The 15,894-nt window shown below is 63.5% G+C and carries 16 protein-coding genes; 8 read left to right on the top strand and 8 right to left on the bottom strand.

What is annotated here, in order from left to right:
• Window positions 1–3: 3 nt before the first annotated feature.
• Complete coding sequence (locus AC07UC_RS12850; protein WP_494906038.1) at window positions 4–981, bottom strand: transglycosylase SLT domain-containing protein; 978 nt, start codon at window positions 979–981, stop codon at window positions 4–6.
• A gap of 181 nt (window positions 982–1,162) precedes the next feature.
• Between AC07UC_RS12850 and AC07UC_RS12845 the strand changes: the two genes are divergently transcribed.
• Window positions 1,163–1,732: a methylated-DNA--[protein]-cysteine S-methyltransferase gene (locus AC07UC_RS12845; protein WP_494906035.1), complete on the top strand. Its 570-nt coding sequence runs from the start codon at window positions 1,163–1,165 to the stop codon at window positions 1,730–1,732.
• A gap of 88 nt (window positions 1,733–1,820) precedes the next feature.
• Here AC07UC_RS12845 and AC07UC_RS12840 read toward each other — a convergent pair whose 3' ends face one another.
• Window positions 1,821–2,147: a hypothetical protein gene (locus AC07UC_RS12840; protein WP_494906033.1), complete on the bottom strand. Its 327-nt coding sequence runs from the start codon at window positions 2,145–2,147 to the stop codon at window positions 1,821–1,823.
• A gap of 274 nt (window positions 2,148–2,421) precedes the next feature.
• Here AC07UC_RS12840 and AC07UC_RS12835 point away from each other — a divergent pair, with 274 nt between their 5' ends.
• Together AC07UC_RS12835 and AC07UC_RS12830 are read left to right on the top strand one after the other, a co-directional pair.
• Window positions 2,422–2,634 (top strand): cold-shock protein, encoded by a 213-nt coding sequence (locus AC07UC_RS12835; RefSeq protein ID WP_010910991.1) that lies wholly within the window; start codon window positions 2,422–2,424, stop codon window positions 2,632–2,634.
• Between the two features lie 163 nt (window positions 2,635–2,797).
• Window positions 2,798–3,085, top strand: coding sequence for a hypothetical protein (locus AC07UC_RS12830; RefSeq protein WP_494906031.1), 288 nt, complete (start codon window positions 2,798–2,800; stop codon window positions 3,083–3,085).
• A 153-nt stretch (window positions 3,086–3,238) separates the two neighbouring features.
• Here the strand turns inward: AC07UC_RS12830 and AC07UC_RS12825 are convergent, their stop codons facing one another.
• From AC07UC_RS12825 to AC07UC_RS12815, 3 genes are all read right to left on the bottom strand, one after another.
• The gene (locus tag AC07UC_RS12825) at window positions 3,239–3,847 is read right to left on the bottom strand and encodes a glutathione S-transferase family protein (protein ID WP_494906029.1); all 609 of its coding nucleotides are present in this window, start codon (window positions 3,845–3,847) and stop codon (window positions 3,239–3,241) included.
• A 165-nt stretch (window positions 3,848–4,012) separates the two neighbouring features.
• The gene (locus tag AC07UC_RS12820) at window positions 4,013–4,864 is read right to left on the bottom strand and encodes an EAL domain-containing protein (protein WP_494906027.1); all 852 of its coding nucleotides are present in this window, start codon (window positions 4,862–4,864) and stop codon (window positions 4,013–4,015) included.
• Complete coding sequence (locus AC07UC_RS12815; protein ID WP_494906026.1) at window positions 4,861–5,757, bottom strand: EAL domain-containing protein; 897 nt, start codon at window positions 5,755–5,757, stop codon at window positions 4,861–4,863. The genes AC07UC_RS12820 and AC07UC_RS12815 overlap by 4 nt, the downstream gene beginning before the upstream one ends.
• Before the next feature lie 217 nt (window positions 5,758–5,974).
• Here AC07UC_RS12815 and AC07UC_RS12810 point away from each other — a divergent pair, with 217 nt between their 5' ends.
• Entirely contained in the window at window positions 5,975–7,177 is a 1,203-nt protein-coding gene (locus tag AC07UC_RS12810; protein ID WP_494906025.1) for a pyridoxal phosphate-dependent aminotransferase, read from the top strand.
• Window positions 7,178–7,247: 70 nt separating this feature from the next.
• Here AC07UC_RS12810 and AC07UC_RS12805 read toward each other — a convergent pair whose 3' ends face one another.
• Window positions 7,248–7,643, bottom strand: a complete 396-nt coding sequence (locus AC07UC_RS12805; RefSeq protein ID WP_140774678.1) for a (R)-mandelonitrile lyase — start codon at window positions 7,641–7,643, stop codon at window positions 7,248–7,250.
• A 234-nt stretch (window positions 7,644–7,877) separates the two neighbouring features.
• Here AC07UC_RS12805 and AC07UC_RS12800 point away from each other — a divergent pair, with 234 nt between their 5' ends.
• From AC07UC_RS12800 to AC07UC_RS12790, 3 genes are all read left to right on the top strand, one after another.
• On the top strand, window positions 7,878–9,410 hold the full coding sequence (locus AC07UC_RS12800) for a putative bifunctional diguanylate cyclase/phosphodiesterase (RefSeq protein WP_494906023.1): 1,533 nt from the start codon (window positions 7,878–7,880) through the stop codon (window positions 9,408–9,410).
• Between the two features lie 201 nt (window positions 9,411–9,611).
• Entirely contained in the window at window positions 9,612–11,663 is a 2,052-nt protein-coding gene (locus AC07UC_RS12795) for an elongation factor G (RefSeq protein ID WP_140774679.1), read from the top strand.
• Window positions 11,664–12,498: 835 nt separating this feature from the next.
• A complete protein-coding gene (locus tag AC07UC_RS12790; RefSeq protein ID WP_494906021.1) occupies window positions 12,499–12,996 on the top strand; it encodes a methyltransferase family protein in 498 nt (165 codons plus the stop codon).
• Between the two features lie 57 nt (window positions 12,997–13,053).
• Here the strand turns inward: AC07UC_RS12790 and AC07UC_RS12785 are convergent, their stop codons facing one another.
• Window positions 13,054–13,950: a LysR family transcriptional regulator gene (locus tag AC07UC_RS12785; protein WP_027044146.1), complete on the bottom strand. Its 897-nt coding sequence runs from the start codon at window positions 13,948–13,950 to the stop codon at window positions 13,054–13,056.
• A gap of 90 nt (window positions 13,951–14,040) precedes the next feature.
• The gene (gene trxB, locus AC07UC_RS12780) at window positions 14,041–15,015 is read right to left on the bottom strand and encodes a thioredoxin-disulfide reductase (RefSeq protein ID WP_056578751.1); all 975 of its coding nucleotides are present in this window, start codon (window positions 15,013–15,015) and stop codon (window positions 14,041–14,043) included.
• A gap of 254 nt (window positions 15,016–15,269) precedes the next feature.
• On the opposite strand from trxB, the gene AC07UC_RS12775 reads away from it, so the two are divergent.
• A complete protein-coding gene (locus tag AC07UC_RS12775) occupies window positions 15,270–15,749 on the top strand; it encodes an Lrp/AsnC family transcriptional regulator (protein ID WP_019860544.1) in 480 nt (159 codons plus the stop codon).
• Window positions 15,750–15,894: the final 145 nt, after the last annotated feature.

Below are 15,894 nucleotides of genomic sequence, written 5' to 3'. Positions count from 1 at the left end.
CGCTCAGGCGTCTGGCTGCAGACGCCGCCGCTTGCGGTCGACACCGAGGCCGGTCGCCTTGAGCAGGCCCTTGCGCTTGGCGTCGAAATAATAGCCGGTCTGGTAGAGCCAGTCGGCCTTCTTGGCGTTGCCGTCGGACACCAGCCAGGCGCCACGCAGATATTTGACCGCGTATTTGAGATTGGTCTCGGCGTCGAACAGGCCCTTGGCCGGCCCGTCATAGCCCATGCCGCGCGCCGTCGCGTGCTTTATCTGCATCAGTCCCCAATGGCCATTGTTGTAGGCCTTGGGGTTGTAGGTGCTTTCACGGTTGACGACATGGCGCACCAGATCCACCGGCACCTCATAGAGCGCGGCGTATTTGACGATCAGTCGGTCGACGTCGCCGCGCATGCCCGTGTGCTCTTCCGGTGCGGCAGGGCTGAGCGGCGCCGACGGGAACTGCACGAGGGAAGCCGGGTTCTGCGGCACCACATAGGCCACCTGCTGCACGCCGGGCATGGCTTTCTGGCCGCCAGCGACCGCCGGCACGACGAGGCCGGCTGTCGTATAGGTCTCGGCGGACTTGATCACGGGCTGAGCTGCCTTCACCGGCTGGCCTGCCTTGGAGGGCGGCGGCGCCTGCCAGGCACTGGGGCTGGCGATCATGATGGCGGGCACGGCCGGAGCCGTCGGCGTCGCGCCGGCAAAGGCCGCGGTCGCGGCGGCCGGATGGCTGGCTGGCGCGACTGCTGCCTCACCTTCCGAAATGACGGCGCCAGGTGCGAGTTCGGCGGTCTGGACGGGGGCGATGCCGGAGGATTGCGGCAGCACCGAAACAGTGTCCGGCAGCGGTATGGTGAAGCCGGCATCGGTACCGGCGACAGTCGCGGTCTCGGTCAGGGCGGGCGCGGCTTTCATCTGCGAGGTCGAGGTGCAGCCGCTCATGCTGGCCGCCGCCATGATCACGCCGATCGCGATAAGGGTATGTTTTGCTGGCAAGCCGCGCTCTGGTCCGGTTTGTCGGGTCGTTAAGATTTCCCTTACACCAGCGATTCCTGGGGGGCAATCGGGGCCATCGGGTGGTTTTCGGGTGGCGGGGCGGGGGCGGCGATGCCATATTGTTCCTGATATGTACCGGATGGAATCCCGGATTTCGCCGCTTTGCGGAAAGGAGCGCATCATGGAAACGACATCTTCGATCACAGCCGGCCACGCAGTGTTAGAAACAGTGATCGGTTTCATGGGCATTGCCTGGAGCGAAAAGGGCCTGATCCGGCTCTGCCTGCCTGAACGCAGCCGCGAAGCGGTGGAGCGTCGGCTGATGCGCCATGCCGGCGTTTCCGCCTCCATCGCCCAGCCGTCATGGGTGGTCGACCTGATCGCCTCGATCAAGGCTTACGCCGCCGGCGAGGACGTCGATTTCTCCGGCGTCCCGGTCGATCTCGACGGCGTCGACGAGTTCCGCCTCGCCATCTACGACGCGGCACGCAAACTCAGCTATGGCGAGACCACCACCTATGGCGAACTGGCCAAGCGCGCCGGCCATGCCGGCCTGCCGCGCGAAACGGGTGCCGCCCTTGGCGCCAATCCGGTACCGCTGGTCATTCCTTGCCACCGCATCCTTGCGGCCGGCGGCAAGATCGGCGGCTTTTCCGCGCCCGGCGGTTCGGTCACCAAGGAGAAGATGCTGGCCATGGAAGGCGTGCGCGTCGGCCCGCCGCCTCCGGCGCAGGTGTCCTTCGGGTTCTAGAGGGCCTTGGTCTTGAGGCGTGTTGAGATTCAGGTCCGGCCGAGCCGAGAGCGCTCGCAGACCGGCGTCACCTGAACGTCAGTACAGCTTAGTGACGGCGCGGGAAGCGGCGGCGGAAATGGTCATTGTCCGGACGCTTGCAGTTGTAGACCGGGCAGGACTTGGTGTCGGCGCTCGGCACATAGGCCCGCGTCCTCACCTCGCCCATGGTGCAGAACTGCTGGCTCTGCACATAGCGGTCGTAAAGCGGCAGCCCCGGCACGCGCGTCGACTGGTAGCGCAGGATGACCGCGCCCTGGCGCGCAATCGTCGACTGCACCTTGCCGCAGCTCATATGCGTCGGGTCGTAGCGCGAGATTGCCTGCGCCTCGGCGGCCACCAGCGTCAGGCAGGCGGCAAGCAGAATGGTTTTCATGGTCCTCTCCACTGATCCGCGCCCCAAGGACAGCGCGATCTGTGGCAACGGTTTCACCAGATTGGGGCGGCCGTTGGGCAGTCCCGCAATCACGGCTTTCTCACACAGTCTTGTTTTTGGTGCGAAAGCAGCCTATATCAGCCCCATTGATATTTCGGCCGATCGATCCGGGCCTCGCGATCTTCGCGTTTGCTGACGTCTATCTCCAAAATCTCGATGCACACCGGCTGGACTTCGGTCTGGTCAAACCAAAGCAAATGCAAGGACTATTTTTATGGCAACTGGAACGGTCAAGTGGTTCAACGCCACCAAGGGCTTCGGCTTCATCCAGCCTGACGCGGGCGGCGCGGACGTTTTCGTCCACATCTCCGCTGTCGAGCGCGCTGGACTGTCGACCCTGGTCGAAGGCCAGAAGATCAACTTCGAGATCGAGCAGGACCGCCGCACTGGCAAGTCGTCCGCTGGATCTCTGAGCAAGGCAGCCTGATTTTTGCGAATGGCGCGCGCCGGGCGATAGCTCGGGGCGCGCGGCAAGTCACGGATGTACTGACGGTCGCGCGAGAAGCGCGCCCGGAGCGGAAAGACCCGATACGCTGGAACAGCAGATAGCTGCCAGCCCGGATCGGACGCTCCCGATCAGGCTACCAAGCATGGAAGGCGGGATTTATCCCGCCTTTTTTGTTTGTCTGGGGTTGAGCCATTTCGCTTCGCAACGCCGATCATGTTATTTTCAATTCATGACCAAGCTCGAACAGATCGAAAGATCCATCGCAGCCCTAAGCCCCAAAGAGCTGAAGGCCTTTGCCAAATGGTTCGCGGCGTTCCAGGCAGATGTATGGGATATGCAGATCGAGGCCGACGCAAAGGCAGGTCGACTGGACGGGTTTGCCGAAAAGGCGTTGGCCGAGGTTCGAGCCGGAAACTTTCGACGTCTTTAGCCGCGGCGCCGAGACCTTTTCAAGAATTCGCTCTGGCGAGTCAGATAGCGTGGTTTTCGAGAACCGGAGCGGAGCGTACATTTAAGTACGTGAGCACCGGAAGCACAGAAAACCGCGCTAGGTGGCCGCCAGAGTAGAATTATTGAGAAGGTCTCAACCCACCCACTCGATCGGCACATGCTCCGGATCCGCCTCGACGCGGCCAAGCCAGGTCACGACCGCCGGATAGGCGTCGAGCTGGAAGCCGCCCTGCTCGGCCGTATGCGTGTAGGCATAGAGCGCGATGTCGGCGACGCTGAAGGCGTTGCCGGCGAAGAAGGCGTTGTGCTCCAGATACTTGTTCATCACGCCCAGCGCCTTGTTGCCGCGCTCCAGCGTCACGGCCAGCCGCTCGGGCGTGGCGTCCCTGGCCCGCTCGGGAAAGGTCAGCAGCGCCTTGCGCACGGCGATGTAGGGCTCGTGGCTGTATTGCTCGAAGAACAGCCATTGATAGGCGAGCCCGCGCTCGTATCTGTCCGCCGGCAGGAAGCGCGTGCCTTCGGCCAGATAGAGCAGGATGGCGTTGGATTCGGCCAGCCGGCGGCCATCGTCGAGTTCGAGCAGCGGCACCATCGCGTTGGGGTTCTTGGCCACGAAGTCGGCCTTTCGCGTGTCGCCGGTATGCGAACTCACCTCGATCGTGGTGAAGGCGAGGCCAAGCTTGGCCATCAGCAGGCGCGGCTTGTAGCAATTGCCGCTGTCGATCATGCTGTAGAGTATCATGGACGATCCCCGGAGCTGCCTTGAGCAGGGGATTATCGCAGCCGCCGTGCCTTCAACCAATGATTTGTTTTGGCGCGACCATCAGCGGCGCTGATGAGAGCGTCCTTCTCCCCGTAAACGGCAGAAGGACGCTGTGGCACCGCTTTCGCCAATCGTCGAGGTCGCCTAGCCGAACAGCGGCACGACATTGTTGTTCTCCTTGCCCAGCAGCGCATCGATGGCGATCGGCTTTTCGTCGAAGATGGTGCCGGCCAGCGCCGGCCGGGCCAGAAGGAAACCCTGCAGCAGGTCGACACCGCCGTCGAGCGCGACGCGCAGATGGGCGGGCTGCTCGATGCCTTCGACCAGCACCCTGGCGCCGCGATCGTGCAGGCTGGACACAAGCGGCCTGAAGAAGCGTTCTGCGGCGGCGTGGCGACAGAACTCACCAAACCAGCCGCCATCGATCTTCACGATATCGGGCTGGAGCAGGCTCACCCGCTCCTCGGTCGAGTGGCCGGTGCCGAAATCGTCGATGGCGATGCGGATGCCGTCGCGCCGCATTTCGCGCACCAGCCGGGCCAGAAGCGCGTTGTCCGCCGCCTGTTCGGTGATTTCGCAGACCAGCATGCCGGGGGCGAGGCCGAGTTCGCCGAGATGCCGGCTCATCAGCCGGATCTCGGCCAGCGCCCGCCCGGGGTGGTCGTTGACCATCGGATTGTAGTTGAAGAACAGGTCGAGCCCGTCGACGCCGATGTTTTGGAAATTCCTGAGATGCAGAACCCGGCACATGGTTTCGACAAACAGCCTGTCCGATGCCGCAATGCTTTCGAAGAACGCCCGCGGCGACCCTGCCCGGCCGTCACGGTGCGGCTCGATCAGCCCTTCGACCGCCACCGCGTGCAGCGTGCCGCCGAGCGGCGCGAAAATCGGCTGGTAGGCGCTGCGCAGGCGGAAGTCGCCATGGACGCCGTATTCGATGCCGACCTCGTCGACGAAGATCGCGTCGCCGACATTGCGCCGTCGCTCGATCCTCATGGCGTTACCCGGCGCCCGAAGGCTTTCGTCGATCGCGCCGTACGCGGGGCGACGGTGTGGGCAGTGGGCGCATCACTTGCAGCGGCAACAGAGCCCGGACTGCTTTTTGTGAAAACACGGAAACTCGTCGGCGCCAGCTCGGGCCGCGCCAGTACGAAGCCTTGCACCATCGAGGCGCCGGACTTCTCGGCGAGTTCCAGTTGCCACCCCTCTTCGATACCCTCGAACACCGTGCGGATGCCTTGCTCTTCGAAGCTCTTCACCATGGAGGTCAGCAGGGCGAAACCGGCGCCGGATTCCATCAGCTGCGTGATCCAGAGGGCATCGAACTTGACGATGTCGGGCCTCAACTCCTTGATACGGTTGATGTCGGAATCGTCGGCGCCATAGTCGTCGACGGCGATGCGAAAACCGTTGCCGCGCAGCGCCGCGACGAAACCGTGCAGCGTCTCCTGCGATGCCGATCTCTGCTCGGTCACCTCGCACACGACGCGGCCCGGATCGATGCCGGCCTCGTGCAGCACCAGCCGCATTTCACGCAAGGCATTGTCGGCGACCGCCCGCTCGGTGAACACCGACGGGTCGAAATTGACGAAGATCGATGCCTCCCGCGGCAGGCAGGCGCCGGCGTTGAGGAGATGCAGCGTCCTGGTCAGCGCCTCGACATGCAAGCGGTCGGCGGCCGGACAGGTCGAAAAGAAGGTCATCGGCGATTGCGCCTCGCCGTCACGGAACGGCCGGATCAGTCCTTCGAAGGCGGCAACCGACAGCTTGCCCTCCTTGAAGGCGAAGATCGGCTGGAAGGCACTTTGCAGCGTGTAGAGGCCCCAGACACCTGACGAGGTGCCGTCATCATGACGGATGATGTGGGCAAGCCCGATGCTGCGCGACACGGTTCCTCGCTCCGCGGATTGGCGGAATGGATTGCGATCCTGCCATGCAAGCCTCTACCGCCCGTTAATGAATTAAGTGTTGCAGATCACGCCTCCATTGACCGCGCCGTCGCACCTGGCCCAGCCGAGAAGGCTTGCACTGGCGGGAATGATGCGACATGAGAAGCGCCGCGGCCGCTCCTGGCCGCGCCGATCTTCTCAGGAGAGATAAAAGGTCATGGCCTTTCTTGCCGACACCCTTTCCCGCGTAAAGCCTTCCGCCACCATCGCGGTGACGCAGAAAGCGCGCGAGCTGAAAAATGCCGGCCGTGACATTATCGGCCTTGGCGCCGGCGAACCGGATTTCGACACGCCAGACAACATCAAGAACGCGGCGATCGAGGCGATCCGGCGCGGCGAGACCAAGTACCCGCCCGTGTCGGGCATCGTGCCGCTGCGCGAGGCGATCGCGAAGAAATTCAAGCGCGAGAACAATCTCGATTACAAGCCCGAGCAGACCATTGTCGGCACCGGCGGCAAGCAGATCCTGTTCAACGCTTTCATGGCGACGCTGAACGCCGGCGACGAGGTCGTCATCCCCCGCCCCTACTGGGTCAGCTACCCTGAAATGGTGGCGATCTGCGGCGGCACGTCGGTGTTCGCCGACACCTCGATCGACAACGGTTTCAAATTGACGGCCGAGGTGCTGGAGAAGGCGATCACGCCGAAGACCAAATGGCTGCTGATGAACTCGCCGTCCAACCCGTCGGGCGCGGCCTACACCGAGGCCGAACTGCGCGCGCTGGCCGATGTGTTGCTCAAGCATCCGCATGTCTGGACGCTGACCGACGACATGTACGAGCACCTGACCTATGGCGACTTCGTCTTCAAGACCATCGCCGAGGTCGAACCGAAGCTCTACGAGCGTACGCTGACCATGAACGGCGTGTCGAAAGCCTATGCCATGACCGGCTGGCGCATCGGCTATGCGGCTGGTCCGGTCCAGTTGATCAAGGCGATGGACATGATCCAGGGCCAGCAGACATCGGGCGCATGCACCATCGCGCAATGGGCTTCGGTCGAGGCGCTCAACGGCCCGCAGGACTTCATCGCCAGGAACAAGGCGATCTTCCAGGGCCGGCGCGATCTGGTCGTGTCGATGCTCAACCAGGCGCGCGGCATCACGTGCCCGTCGCCGGAAGGCGCCTTCTATGTCTATCCGTCCTGCGCCCAGCTGATCGGCAAGAAGACCAGGGCCGGCAAGGTGATCGACACCGACGAAGCCTTCTGCTCGGAATTGCTCGAGGCGGAAGGTGTGGCGGTGGTCTTCGGCTCGGCCTTCGGCCTCGGCCCCAACTTCCGCATCTCCTACGCCACCTCGGACGCGCTGCTGGAGGAAGCCTGCACGCGCATCCAGCGTTTCACGGCATCGCTGACCTGATCAACCCCATCTGAAGACAACAGAAAACCCGGCGTCATCGCCGGGTTTTGCGTAGGCTCAGCCTCGGCGCTCAGTTGCCGTACTGCTCGCCCGAAACCGCTTCCAGCCAGTCGACAGCGACGCCGTCGAGCGCTTCCTGCATGGCGATATGCGTCATCGCCGATTTCGGCGCTGCACCATGCCAGTGCTTCTCACCAGGCGCGAACCAGATGGTGTCGCCGGCCCTGATCTCCTGCATCGGGCCACCCCATGCCTGGGCAAGGCCGGCGCCAGAGGTGACGTAGAGCGTCTGGCCGAACGGATGCGTGTGCCAGTGGGTGCGCGCGCCCGGCTCGAAGCTCACCAGCGTCGCCCTCAGCCGCGCCGGAGCCTCCGTCTCGATGATCGGCGTCTGCAGAACCCGGCCGGTGAAGTATTTGTCCGGCGCTATGATGGTCGGCACGCTGCCGCAAGCAATGATCTTCATCGTCTGATCCTGAAATTGGTGGTGAAGCGACCCGCTCATCGGGGCAAACCGCATTCTCGGCCGATATCACCCAAGGCGCAACCGGCCGTTCGGCCCGCCATCACGAAGACGCGGTTTTCTCTCCTTAACCATGAACCTTTCCCGCATGGCGCAACAAGGCGAAACAAGGGCGAATTCAATGTCTTCTTAACGGCTGCGCACTAGCCGTGAGCCTGCATTGCAGGGGGCGATGAGATGAGCATACTGGCGACGATCAAGGACCATAGCGGCCGGATCTACCGCGCCATCCAGGCTCTGCTTTTGATCAGCATCGGCGCCGCGTTGCTTGGCACCGCCGAGATGTCGGAAAACCTGCCCTCCAACAGCGCCTACGCGGTCTCGATCCTGGCCACGGGGCTCGCCTTGCTGGCGCTGATGTACATGCGCAGCAGCGTCGTTCACAGCCTGAAATCCGCCGCCGCCGCCGAGGCGGAAAAGCATCATTTCCTGACCAGGGACGCGATGACCGGGGCGATGACCCGCCGCTATTTCCTGGAAGCGCTCGGCAACAGCCTGGGCACCATGCGCGACCGGCGCGATGCGGCCTTGCTTTTGATCGACCTCGACCATTTCAAGCAGCTCAACGACACCTTCGGTCATCAGTTCGGCGACCGCACCCTGGCGCATCTCGTCAAGACCACCGAGCGCATCTTTGCCGGCGGCATGGTCGGCCGGCTCGGCGGCGACGAATTCGGCGTCATCATCCCGCACGGCGATCTCGCCGCCATCAACAAGGATATCAGGCAATTGCTGGATGCCATGCGGGCCGGCAAATCACACGAAGGCAAGACCATTCCGCTCTCCATCTCAATTGGCGTGGCACTGGCGCCGGCCCATGCCTCGAACACGACGGAACTGATGCTGGTTGCCGACCTGGCGCTCTATGAGAGCAAGGCGGCGGGCCGTGGCCGCGTCACCGTGTTCGACGAGGAGATGCTGTCCGACAAGCGCTACCGCCGCCTGGTCGAGCGGGAATTGCGCGCCGCGGTCTATCTCGGCGAGCTCGAGCTGCACTACCAGCCTATCGTCAACCCGGACGGGTCCATTTATGCGTTCGAGGGCCTGATCCGCTGGCGCCATCCGGTTCGCGGCCTGATCTCCCCGGCCGAGTTCATCCCCATCGCCGAACGCTCGACCCTGATCGACATGCTCGGCGAATGGGTGTTCAAGCGGGCTTGCGCCGATATCGGCCATTTCCCCGGGCGCCGCATCTCGATCAATGTCTCTGGCGAGCAGCTGAAGCGCGACGAGATCGTCACCATGTGCGACCGCGTGCTTAAGGAAACCGGCCGTTCGGCGGCTCAATTCATCATCGAGATCACCGAGACGGTGGCAACCGCCGCAACGCCAGAGATCCTGCGACGCCTCGAAGCGTTGCGCGGCCTCGGCTTCCACATCGCGCTCGACGATTTCGGCACCGGCCATTGCGGCTTCAATTATCTGAAGACCTTGCCCATCGACAGCATCAAGATCGATCGCTCCTACATCCGCAGCCTTGCCCATGACCAGGTGGCGCAGATCTTCGTTTCGGCGCTGGCGCAGATCGCGCGCATCCAGGACGTCACCATCGTGGCGGAGGGTGTCGAGACACAAGAAGAGTTCACGCTGGCCAAGGCCGCCGGCTGCAACCGTTTCCAGGGCTATTTCTTCGGCAGGCCGGCGCCGCGCGACAAGATGGGCCCCTTGCGCGCCATCGATGATGCCGGACCCATGGCGCTGAGCGCCTGAGGGCACTGTGCGGGCACCCGATTTCTATTTTCCTTGCCCTGCCGGCAAACAAGTGGGACGATGCGACAGGGCAGGTGGCGACAAGAAAAGAACCCCGCCCGCGACGGTCGAACAGGCCGGCCGCCGCTCAGGACCGATTGACCACGCCTGAACCATGCATGCCAGTCGGTCCCTAGGGAAACGCCTGAGTGGAGGTCAGCCATGGGTACTCGCGCCGGAGGACGACGCACGGGACCGAAATGCATTGCCATAGTCGGTCCCTTTGCAAGCGGTAAGACGACACTTCTCGAAGCCATATTGGCCCGTACGGGCGCCATTCCCCGCCAGAACCCGGTCTCCTCGGGCAGTACTGTCTCAGATCATTCGCCGGAAGCACGCGCCCACGCCATGAGCGTCGAGGCGACCGTCGCCACCACCGAATTCATGGGCGAGCAGATCACCTTCGTCGATTGTCCCGGCTCGATCGAATTCTCCTTCGAGGCCGAGCCGGTGCTGGCCGCCTGCGACCTCGCGGTGGTCGTGGCCGAGGCCGACGAAAAGAAGATTCCCGCCCTGCAGCTCATCATGCGCAAGCTCGACGATCTCGGCGTGCCGCGCATCCTGTTCCTCAACAAGGTCGACAAGGCGATAGCGGGCGTGCGCGACACGCTGAAGATGCTGCAGCCGGCAAGCTCGGTGCCGCTTCTGCTGCGCCAGATTCCACTTCGCAAGGACGGCGTCGTCATCGGTTCGATCGATCTGGCGCTGGAGCGTGCCTACATCTACCGCGAGTACGCCGAAAGCGAGGTGGCCCAGATACCGGGCGACGACAAGGCGCGCGAACTGGAAGCACGCTTCTCCATGCTGGAGACCCTGGCCGACCATGACGACCAGCTGATGGAACAGCTGCTCGAGGAGATCGAGCCGCCGAAGGACGCCATCTTCGACGACCTTGCCGCCGACCTGCGCGATGGCGTGGTGACGCCGGTGCTGATCGGCACCGCCGAGAAGGGCAATGGCGTGCTGCGCCTCTTGAAGACGATCCGCCACGACGCACCCGACATCGAGGCCACCCGCAAGCGGCTTGGCGCCCCCGACGGTGGCGCCACCCTGGTCCAGGTGATGAAGACGATCCACACACCGCATGGCGGCAAGCTGTCGGTGTCGCGCATCCTGTCCGGCCAGGTCGCCGACAGTTCTGAACTCTGGCTGCCCGGCGGTGAGACGGCGAAGGTTTCCGGCATCTACAAGATGCTCGGCAAGGACCAGTTCAAGCTCACCGCCGCGAAGGCTGGCGACACCGTGGCGCTGGGCAAGCTTGACGAGGTCAAGACCGGCCAGACGCTGACCTCGGCCAAGGGCGGCACCAAACAGCTGTTCGCATTCGAGCCACCGCAGCCGGTATTCGCTTTCGCGCTGCGGCCGAAGGAGCGCAAGGACGAGGTCAAGATGTCGGCCGCCATCCAGCGGCTGGCGGAGGAAGATCCCTCGCTCAGCCTGCGCCACAACCAGGACTCGGCCGAGACGGTGCTGTCTGGCCATGGCGAGATGCATCTGCGGGTCGTGCGCGAGCGGCTGGAGGGCAAGAACCAGATCCCGGTCGAAGGCCATGCCCCGGCCGTGCCCTATCGCGAGACGATCCGCAAATCGGCGCAGCAGCGTGGCCGCCACAAGAAGCAGTCGGGCGGCCATGGCCAGTTCGGCGACGTGGTGATCGAGATCAAGCCGCTGCCGCGCGGCTCCGGCTTCCAGTTTACCGACACCATCACCGGCGGCGTCGTGCCCAAGACCTACATCCAGTCGGTCGAAACAGGCATACGCGATTACTTGAAGACCGGCCCGCTCGGCTTCCCCGTGGTCGACGTCGCCGTCAACCTGTCGGACGGCTCCTATCATGCGGTCGATTCCTCCGACATGGCCTTCCAGATGGCTGCGAAGCTCGCCATGAAGGAAGGCATGGCCGCCTGCTCGCCGGTGCTTCTGGAGCCGGTGATGAAAGTCGAGATCGTCACGCCGTCGGACGCGACCTCGAAGATCATCGCGCTCATCCCGCAGCGGCGCGGCCAGATCCTCGGCTATGACGCCCGGCCCGGCTGGCCCGGATGGGATGTCGTCGAGGCGACCATGCCGCAAGCCGAGATCGGCGACCTGATCATTGAGCTGCGCTCGGCAACGGCGGGCGTCGCCAGCTATCGCGCCGCCTTCGACCACATGGCCGAACTCACCGGCCGTCTCGCCGACGAAGCGATGAACACCAACGGCAAGGCCGCCTGATTTCGCCGCTATCCGCCACCTCTCGCCGTGTACGGGGAGAGGTGGCTGACGGGACAGTGAGGGGTGGCGTCAACGTTGGGGAAGCTCATGACCAGAGGGACCGGCGCATGCCGCCCGGATGTGAGCCGCAGCCTCGGGACAGTGACATGCATAAAACCAAAAACGACGCCCGGGGGGCCGGACGCCGTTTTGTTTGCGGACCGTTTTCTTGGGAGGAGAAACGGCAGGTCCGCCGCATATGCCGTCGCCGGATTTCGGCGGAAAGAGGTTCGGACGCGGTAGCCGCCTGAGCCCGGGCCGTCCGAGTGATGCCCCCATCCCTCGTCCGAACCACACCGCGTCCTAGCCTCTACATAGCATCGGAAGGCTTCGTTGTCATGTTACCAGAGGTTACATGACACTGTTACGTGGCAATTCTGGTGAATTCCTCGGTCGCCCCGGCAAGGTCCGGGCAACAAAAAAGCCGGATCAACGAAGATCCGGCTGAGTTTGATTGGAAGTGCCTGTTAAGGCTAACCTCCAGAGGGGAACACTCGAGGGCGCTAATGGGAGGAGAACGCGCCCAGGAGATGATCTATATATCTGCTCATCATGCCCAAGAAACAAGCATCTATTTTGCAACACACGCATGCAAAAAGACGCAGGCTGTGGTCTAACCCATTCCGAAAGCCAATAGGACCAGCAGAATTCGCAGAACGGAGCGCGCCGGGGACCATTTGTCGTTGTGAAAAACGTCAATCCAGGCCGATTTTGCTCCAAAATGCCGAAAACTCCTGATGACCTGGAATCAGGCAGCGGCCGTTCAATTCTGAGGCAACCAGGCGGGAAGCAGCCAATGCGTCCTTTTTCAGCCATTGCCGGCAGCGGCGTTTTCCTGATCGCGGCGCCCGGTGTGGTTGCCGGACTTGTCCCCTGGCTGCTCAGCGACCGTTGGGGCTTGCCGTGGTCCACCATACCGGGCTTTGTCCTTGCCGGCGGCCTCCTCATCGTCGCCGCGGCCGCCGTGCTGCTGCATGCCTTCGCCCGCTTCGCGCTGGAGGGGTTGGGCACGCCGGCCCCCATCGCGCCGACCGAGAAGCTGGTGATCGGCGGCGTCTATCGCCATGTCCGCAACCCAATGTATGTCGCCGTGCTGTCGATCATCCTTGGCCAGGCACTGCTGTTCTCGAACTGGACGCTTGTCGCCTATGCCGCCATCGGCGCCATTGTCATGGGCTCCTTCGTCAGCTTCTACGAGGAGCCGACGCTCGCAAGCCGCTACGGCGCCGACTATGAAACCTACCGCCGCAACGTCCCTGGCTGGCTGCCGCGCCTGACACCCTGGCGGGGCTGACGGGCAGCGAGCAGCGCCACCCAGGGCATGTCGAGGTTCAGGTCAGGCCGAATGCCCTCAAAAGGACCAGCTTCTGGCCTTGGCAATGATGAAGTCGCGGAACACGTGCAGCTTGGCCTGGTTCTTCATCGCGTCGGGATAGGCGAAATAGGTGTCGAAGGACGGCACCTCGGTTTCCGGCAGCAACTGCACCAGGCCGGAGTCCTTGCTGATCACATAGTCCGGCAACATGGCGATGCCGGCGCCGCCCTGCACGGCGCGCTTGATCGACAATATGTCGTTGATCTGCAGCGACGGCACACGCTGGCCGCCCTCGAAATCGCCGACCGTCTCCAGCCAGTTCAACTCCGACAGATGCGACGGCACCGGCAGGCCGAAGGTGACGATGCGATGGTTTCTGAGCTCGGCGACCGAGGCCGGCTTGCCATGCTTGGCGACATAGGACGGCGCCGCGTACAGGTGGAAATGCACGGTGAACAGGCGGCGCTGGATCAGGTCCGGCTGCTGCGGCTGGCGCAGCCGGATGGCGCAGTCGGCCTGGCGCATGGTGAGGTCGAGTTCCTCGTTGGCGAGGATCAGCTGCAGGCTGATTTCGGGATAGAGCTCGATGAATTCCTGCACCCGCTCGGTCAGCCAGCCCGCGCCGAGGCCGACGGTCGTCGTCACGCGGAGCACGCCGGAAGGCCGATCCTTTGTCTCGGTCAGGCGCGACTTGATGGTCTCGAGCTTCATCAGCACGTCATGCGCCGTGCGGAACAGCATCTCGCCCTGCTCGGTCAGCACCAGGCCGCGCGCATGCCGATTGAACAGCGGCACGCCGACATCATGCTCGAGCGCACTGACCTGCCGCGATATCGCCGATTGCGACAGGTGCAATGTCTCGGCCGCGTGCGTAAACGACCCCGCTTCCGCCGCAGCGTGAAACACGCGTAGCTTGTCCCAGTCCAACGCCATGATTCCCCTCGTTCTGTTTGGCGTCTGAATGAAAAATCAGGCTTTTACACGGCGTCTTTAAGCCGTTTTTTTAACAACCTACAGCGGCATCTATTCCGCTGCTTCGCGATGCACCTCGATGCCGGCCAGATACTTTTCCGCCTCGAGCGCGGCCATGCAGCCAAGCCCCGCCGCCGTCACCGCCTGGCGATAGACATCGTCGGTCACGTCGCCGGCGGCGAACACGCCGGGCACGTCGGTGCGGGTCGAATCCGGTGCCGTCCAGAGGTAGCCGTTCGGCTTCTGCTTCAGCTTGCCGACGAACAGTTCGACGGCCGGTGCGTGGCCGATCGCCACGAACACGCCATCCACCTTGAGGTGGCTTTCGGCGCCGGTCACCGCATGCTTGAGCTTCAGCCCCTCGACTGAAGGCGGCAGCGGCGCCTTGCCGGGGCGACCGGTGATCTCGTCGACGATCGTGTCCCAGATGACGCGGACATTCTCCTTCTGCAACAGCCGCTCGCGCAGGATGCGCTCGGCGCGGAAGTCGCTGCGCCGGTGGATGACCGTCACGCTCTTGGCGAGATTCGACAGATAGAGCGCTTCCTCCACCGCCGAATTGCCGCCACCAACCACAGCGACATCCTTGCCGCGATAGAAGAAGCCGTCGCAGGTGGCACAGGCCGAGACGCCGAAGCCCATGAAATCCTGCTCGGTCGGAATTCCCAGCCACTTGGCCTGCGCGCCGGTGGCGATGATCAGCGCGTCGGCGGTATAAGTCGTGCCGGAATCGCCCTTGGCGCGGAACGGCCGCACGTTGAGGTCAACCTCGGTGATGATGTCGTTGATGATGTCGGTGCCGACATGCTCGGCCTGCTTCAGCATCTGTTCCATCAGCCACGGGCCCTGGATCGGGTCGGCGAAACCGGGATAGTTCTCGACATCGGTGGTGATCATCAGCTGGCCGCCCTGCTGCAGGCCGGCGACGAGCATCGGCTTCAGCATGGCGCGCGCGGCGTAGACCGCCGCGGTATAGCCGGCAGGGCCGGAACCGATGATGAGAACAGGCGCGTGCTTGGTGGTCATTTAAAGCCTCAGCGGGGCGGACAATCGGGGGTGCCTTGGAGAAAGACGTGGAATTCGCGCTTAATGTAAGGGTTGCCAACCACGCCAGCAAGACGAACGGGCCGTCGTCCCCGGAAAGCTTCGGCCCAAGCGGTTATTCGCATGATCGCCGCTTTCGTTACGGTTCAAAAATCGCGTTGATGAGGGCTGGCGCCAACACAAAAGTCGTTTAATTACAAAATCGCGAAAGATTCTTGCGCCGAGCAGAGACAACCATGCCCCTGAAAGCCGACCTCGACGCCATCGACTGGAAGATCCTGCGCGAATTGCAGGCCGACGGACGCATGACCAATGTCGAGTTGTCGAACCGCGTTGGCATTTCCGCCCCACCCTGCCTGCGCCGGGTCAAGCGGCTGGAGGAAGCCGGCATCATCCGCGGCTACCGCGCGCTGCTCAACGCCCCGGCGCTCGGCCTCGATGTCGTCGCCTTCTGCCTAGTCGGCCTGCATCATCAGGCCGATGCCGAACTGCGCACCTTCGCCGAGCGCACGCGCGGCTGGCCGATCGTGCGCGATGCCTGGATGGTCTCGGGCGAATCCGATTTCCTGCTGCACTGCGTGGCAAGCGACCTCGGTGCCTTCCAGACCTTTGTCATCGAGGAACTGACCTCGACGCCGAATGTCGACACGGTGCGCACCGCGCTCACCATCCGCCGGGTCAAGGATGAAGGCCTGGTCTCCTTCGAGCGCCCCTGAACCGGACGACCGCCCGCGCGCCCGCGAATTCCTGGTCTCCGCCACACCGGTGCCGCGTTGGTATTCGACAGAGGCTGATGTACAAGGCTGGACGGCTCTGCCGGACTTCGCCGCTGAACTGACCGCCTGATTGGTTTCTCAAGCA

This window comes from Mesorhizobium sp. GW821-FHT04C10 (assembly GCF_059420305.1).
The sequence above is the reverse complement of the archived record's forward strand: the minus strand, read 5'-3'. Positions and strand labels throughout refer to the sequence as shown.

Excerpts from the sequence above, each read along its gene's own strand:
- AC07UC_RS12810 (WP_494906025.1), top strand. The coding sequence starts at position 5,975 with ATGGCCTTTCTTGCCGACACCCTTTCCCGCGTAAAGCCTTCCGCCACC.
- AC07UC_RS12820 (WP_494906027.1), bottom strand. The coding sequence starts at position 4,864 with ATGAGGATCGAGCGACGGCGCAATGTCGGCGACGCGATCTTCGTCGAC.
- AC07UC_RS12790 (WP_494906021.1), top strand. The coding sequence starts at position 12,499 with ATGCGTCCTTTTTCAGCCATTGCCGGCAGCGGCGTTTTCCTGATCGCG.
- AC07UC_RS12785 (WP_027044146.1), bottom strand. The coding sequence starts at position 13,950 with ATGGCGTTGGACTGGGACAAGCTACGCGTGTTTCACGCTGCGGCGGAA.
- AC07UC_RS12825 (WP_494906029.1), bottom strand. The coding sequence starts at position 3,847 with ATGATACTCTACAGCATGATCGACAGCGGCAATTGCTACAAGCCGCGC.
- AC07UC_RS12830 (WP_494906031.1), top strand. The coding sequence starts at position 2,798 with ATGGAAGGCGGGATTTATCCCGCCTTTTTTGTTTGTCTGGGGTTGAGC.
- AC07UC_RS12840 (WP_494906033.1), bottom strand. The coding sequence starts at position 2,147 with ATGAAAACCATTCTGCTTGCCGCCTGCCTGACGCTGGTGGCCGCCGAG.
- AC07UC_RS12795 (WP_140774679.1), top strand. The coding sequence starts at position 9,612 with ATGGGTACTCGCGCCGGAGGACGACGCACGGGACCGAAATGCATTGCC.
- AC07UC_RS12845 (WP_494906035.1), top strand. The coding sequence starts at position 1,163 with ATGGAAACGACATCTTCGATCACAGCCGGCCACGCAGTGTTAGAAACA.
- AC07UC_RS12800 (WP_494906023.1), top strand. The coding sequence starts at position 7,878 with ATGAGCATACTGGCGACGATCAAGGACCATAGCGGCCGGATCTACCGC.
- AC07UC_RS12805 (WP_140774678.1), bottom strand. The coding sequence starts at position 7,643 with ATGAAGATCATTGCTTGCGGCAGCGTGCCGACCATCATAGCGCCGGAC.
- AC07UC_RS12835 (WP_010910991.1), top strand. The coding sequence starts at position 2,422 with ATGGCAACTGGAACGGTCAAGTGGTTCAACGCCACCAAGGGCTTCGGC.
- AC07UC_RS12775 (WP_019860544.1), top strand. The coding sequence starts at position 15,270 with ATGCCCCTGAAAGCCGACCTCGACGCCATCGACTGGAAGATCCTGCGC.
- trxB (WP_056578751.1), bottom strand. The coding sequence starts at position 15,015 with ATGACCACCAAGCACGCGCCTGTTCTCATCATCGGTTCCGGCCCTGCC.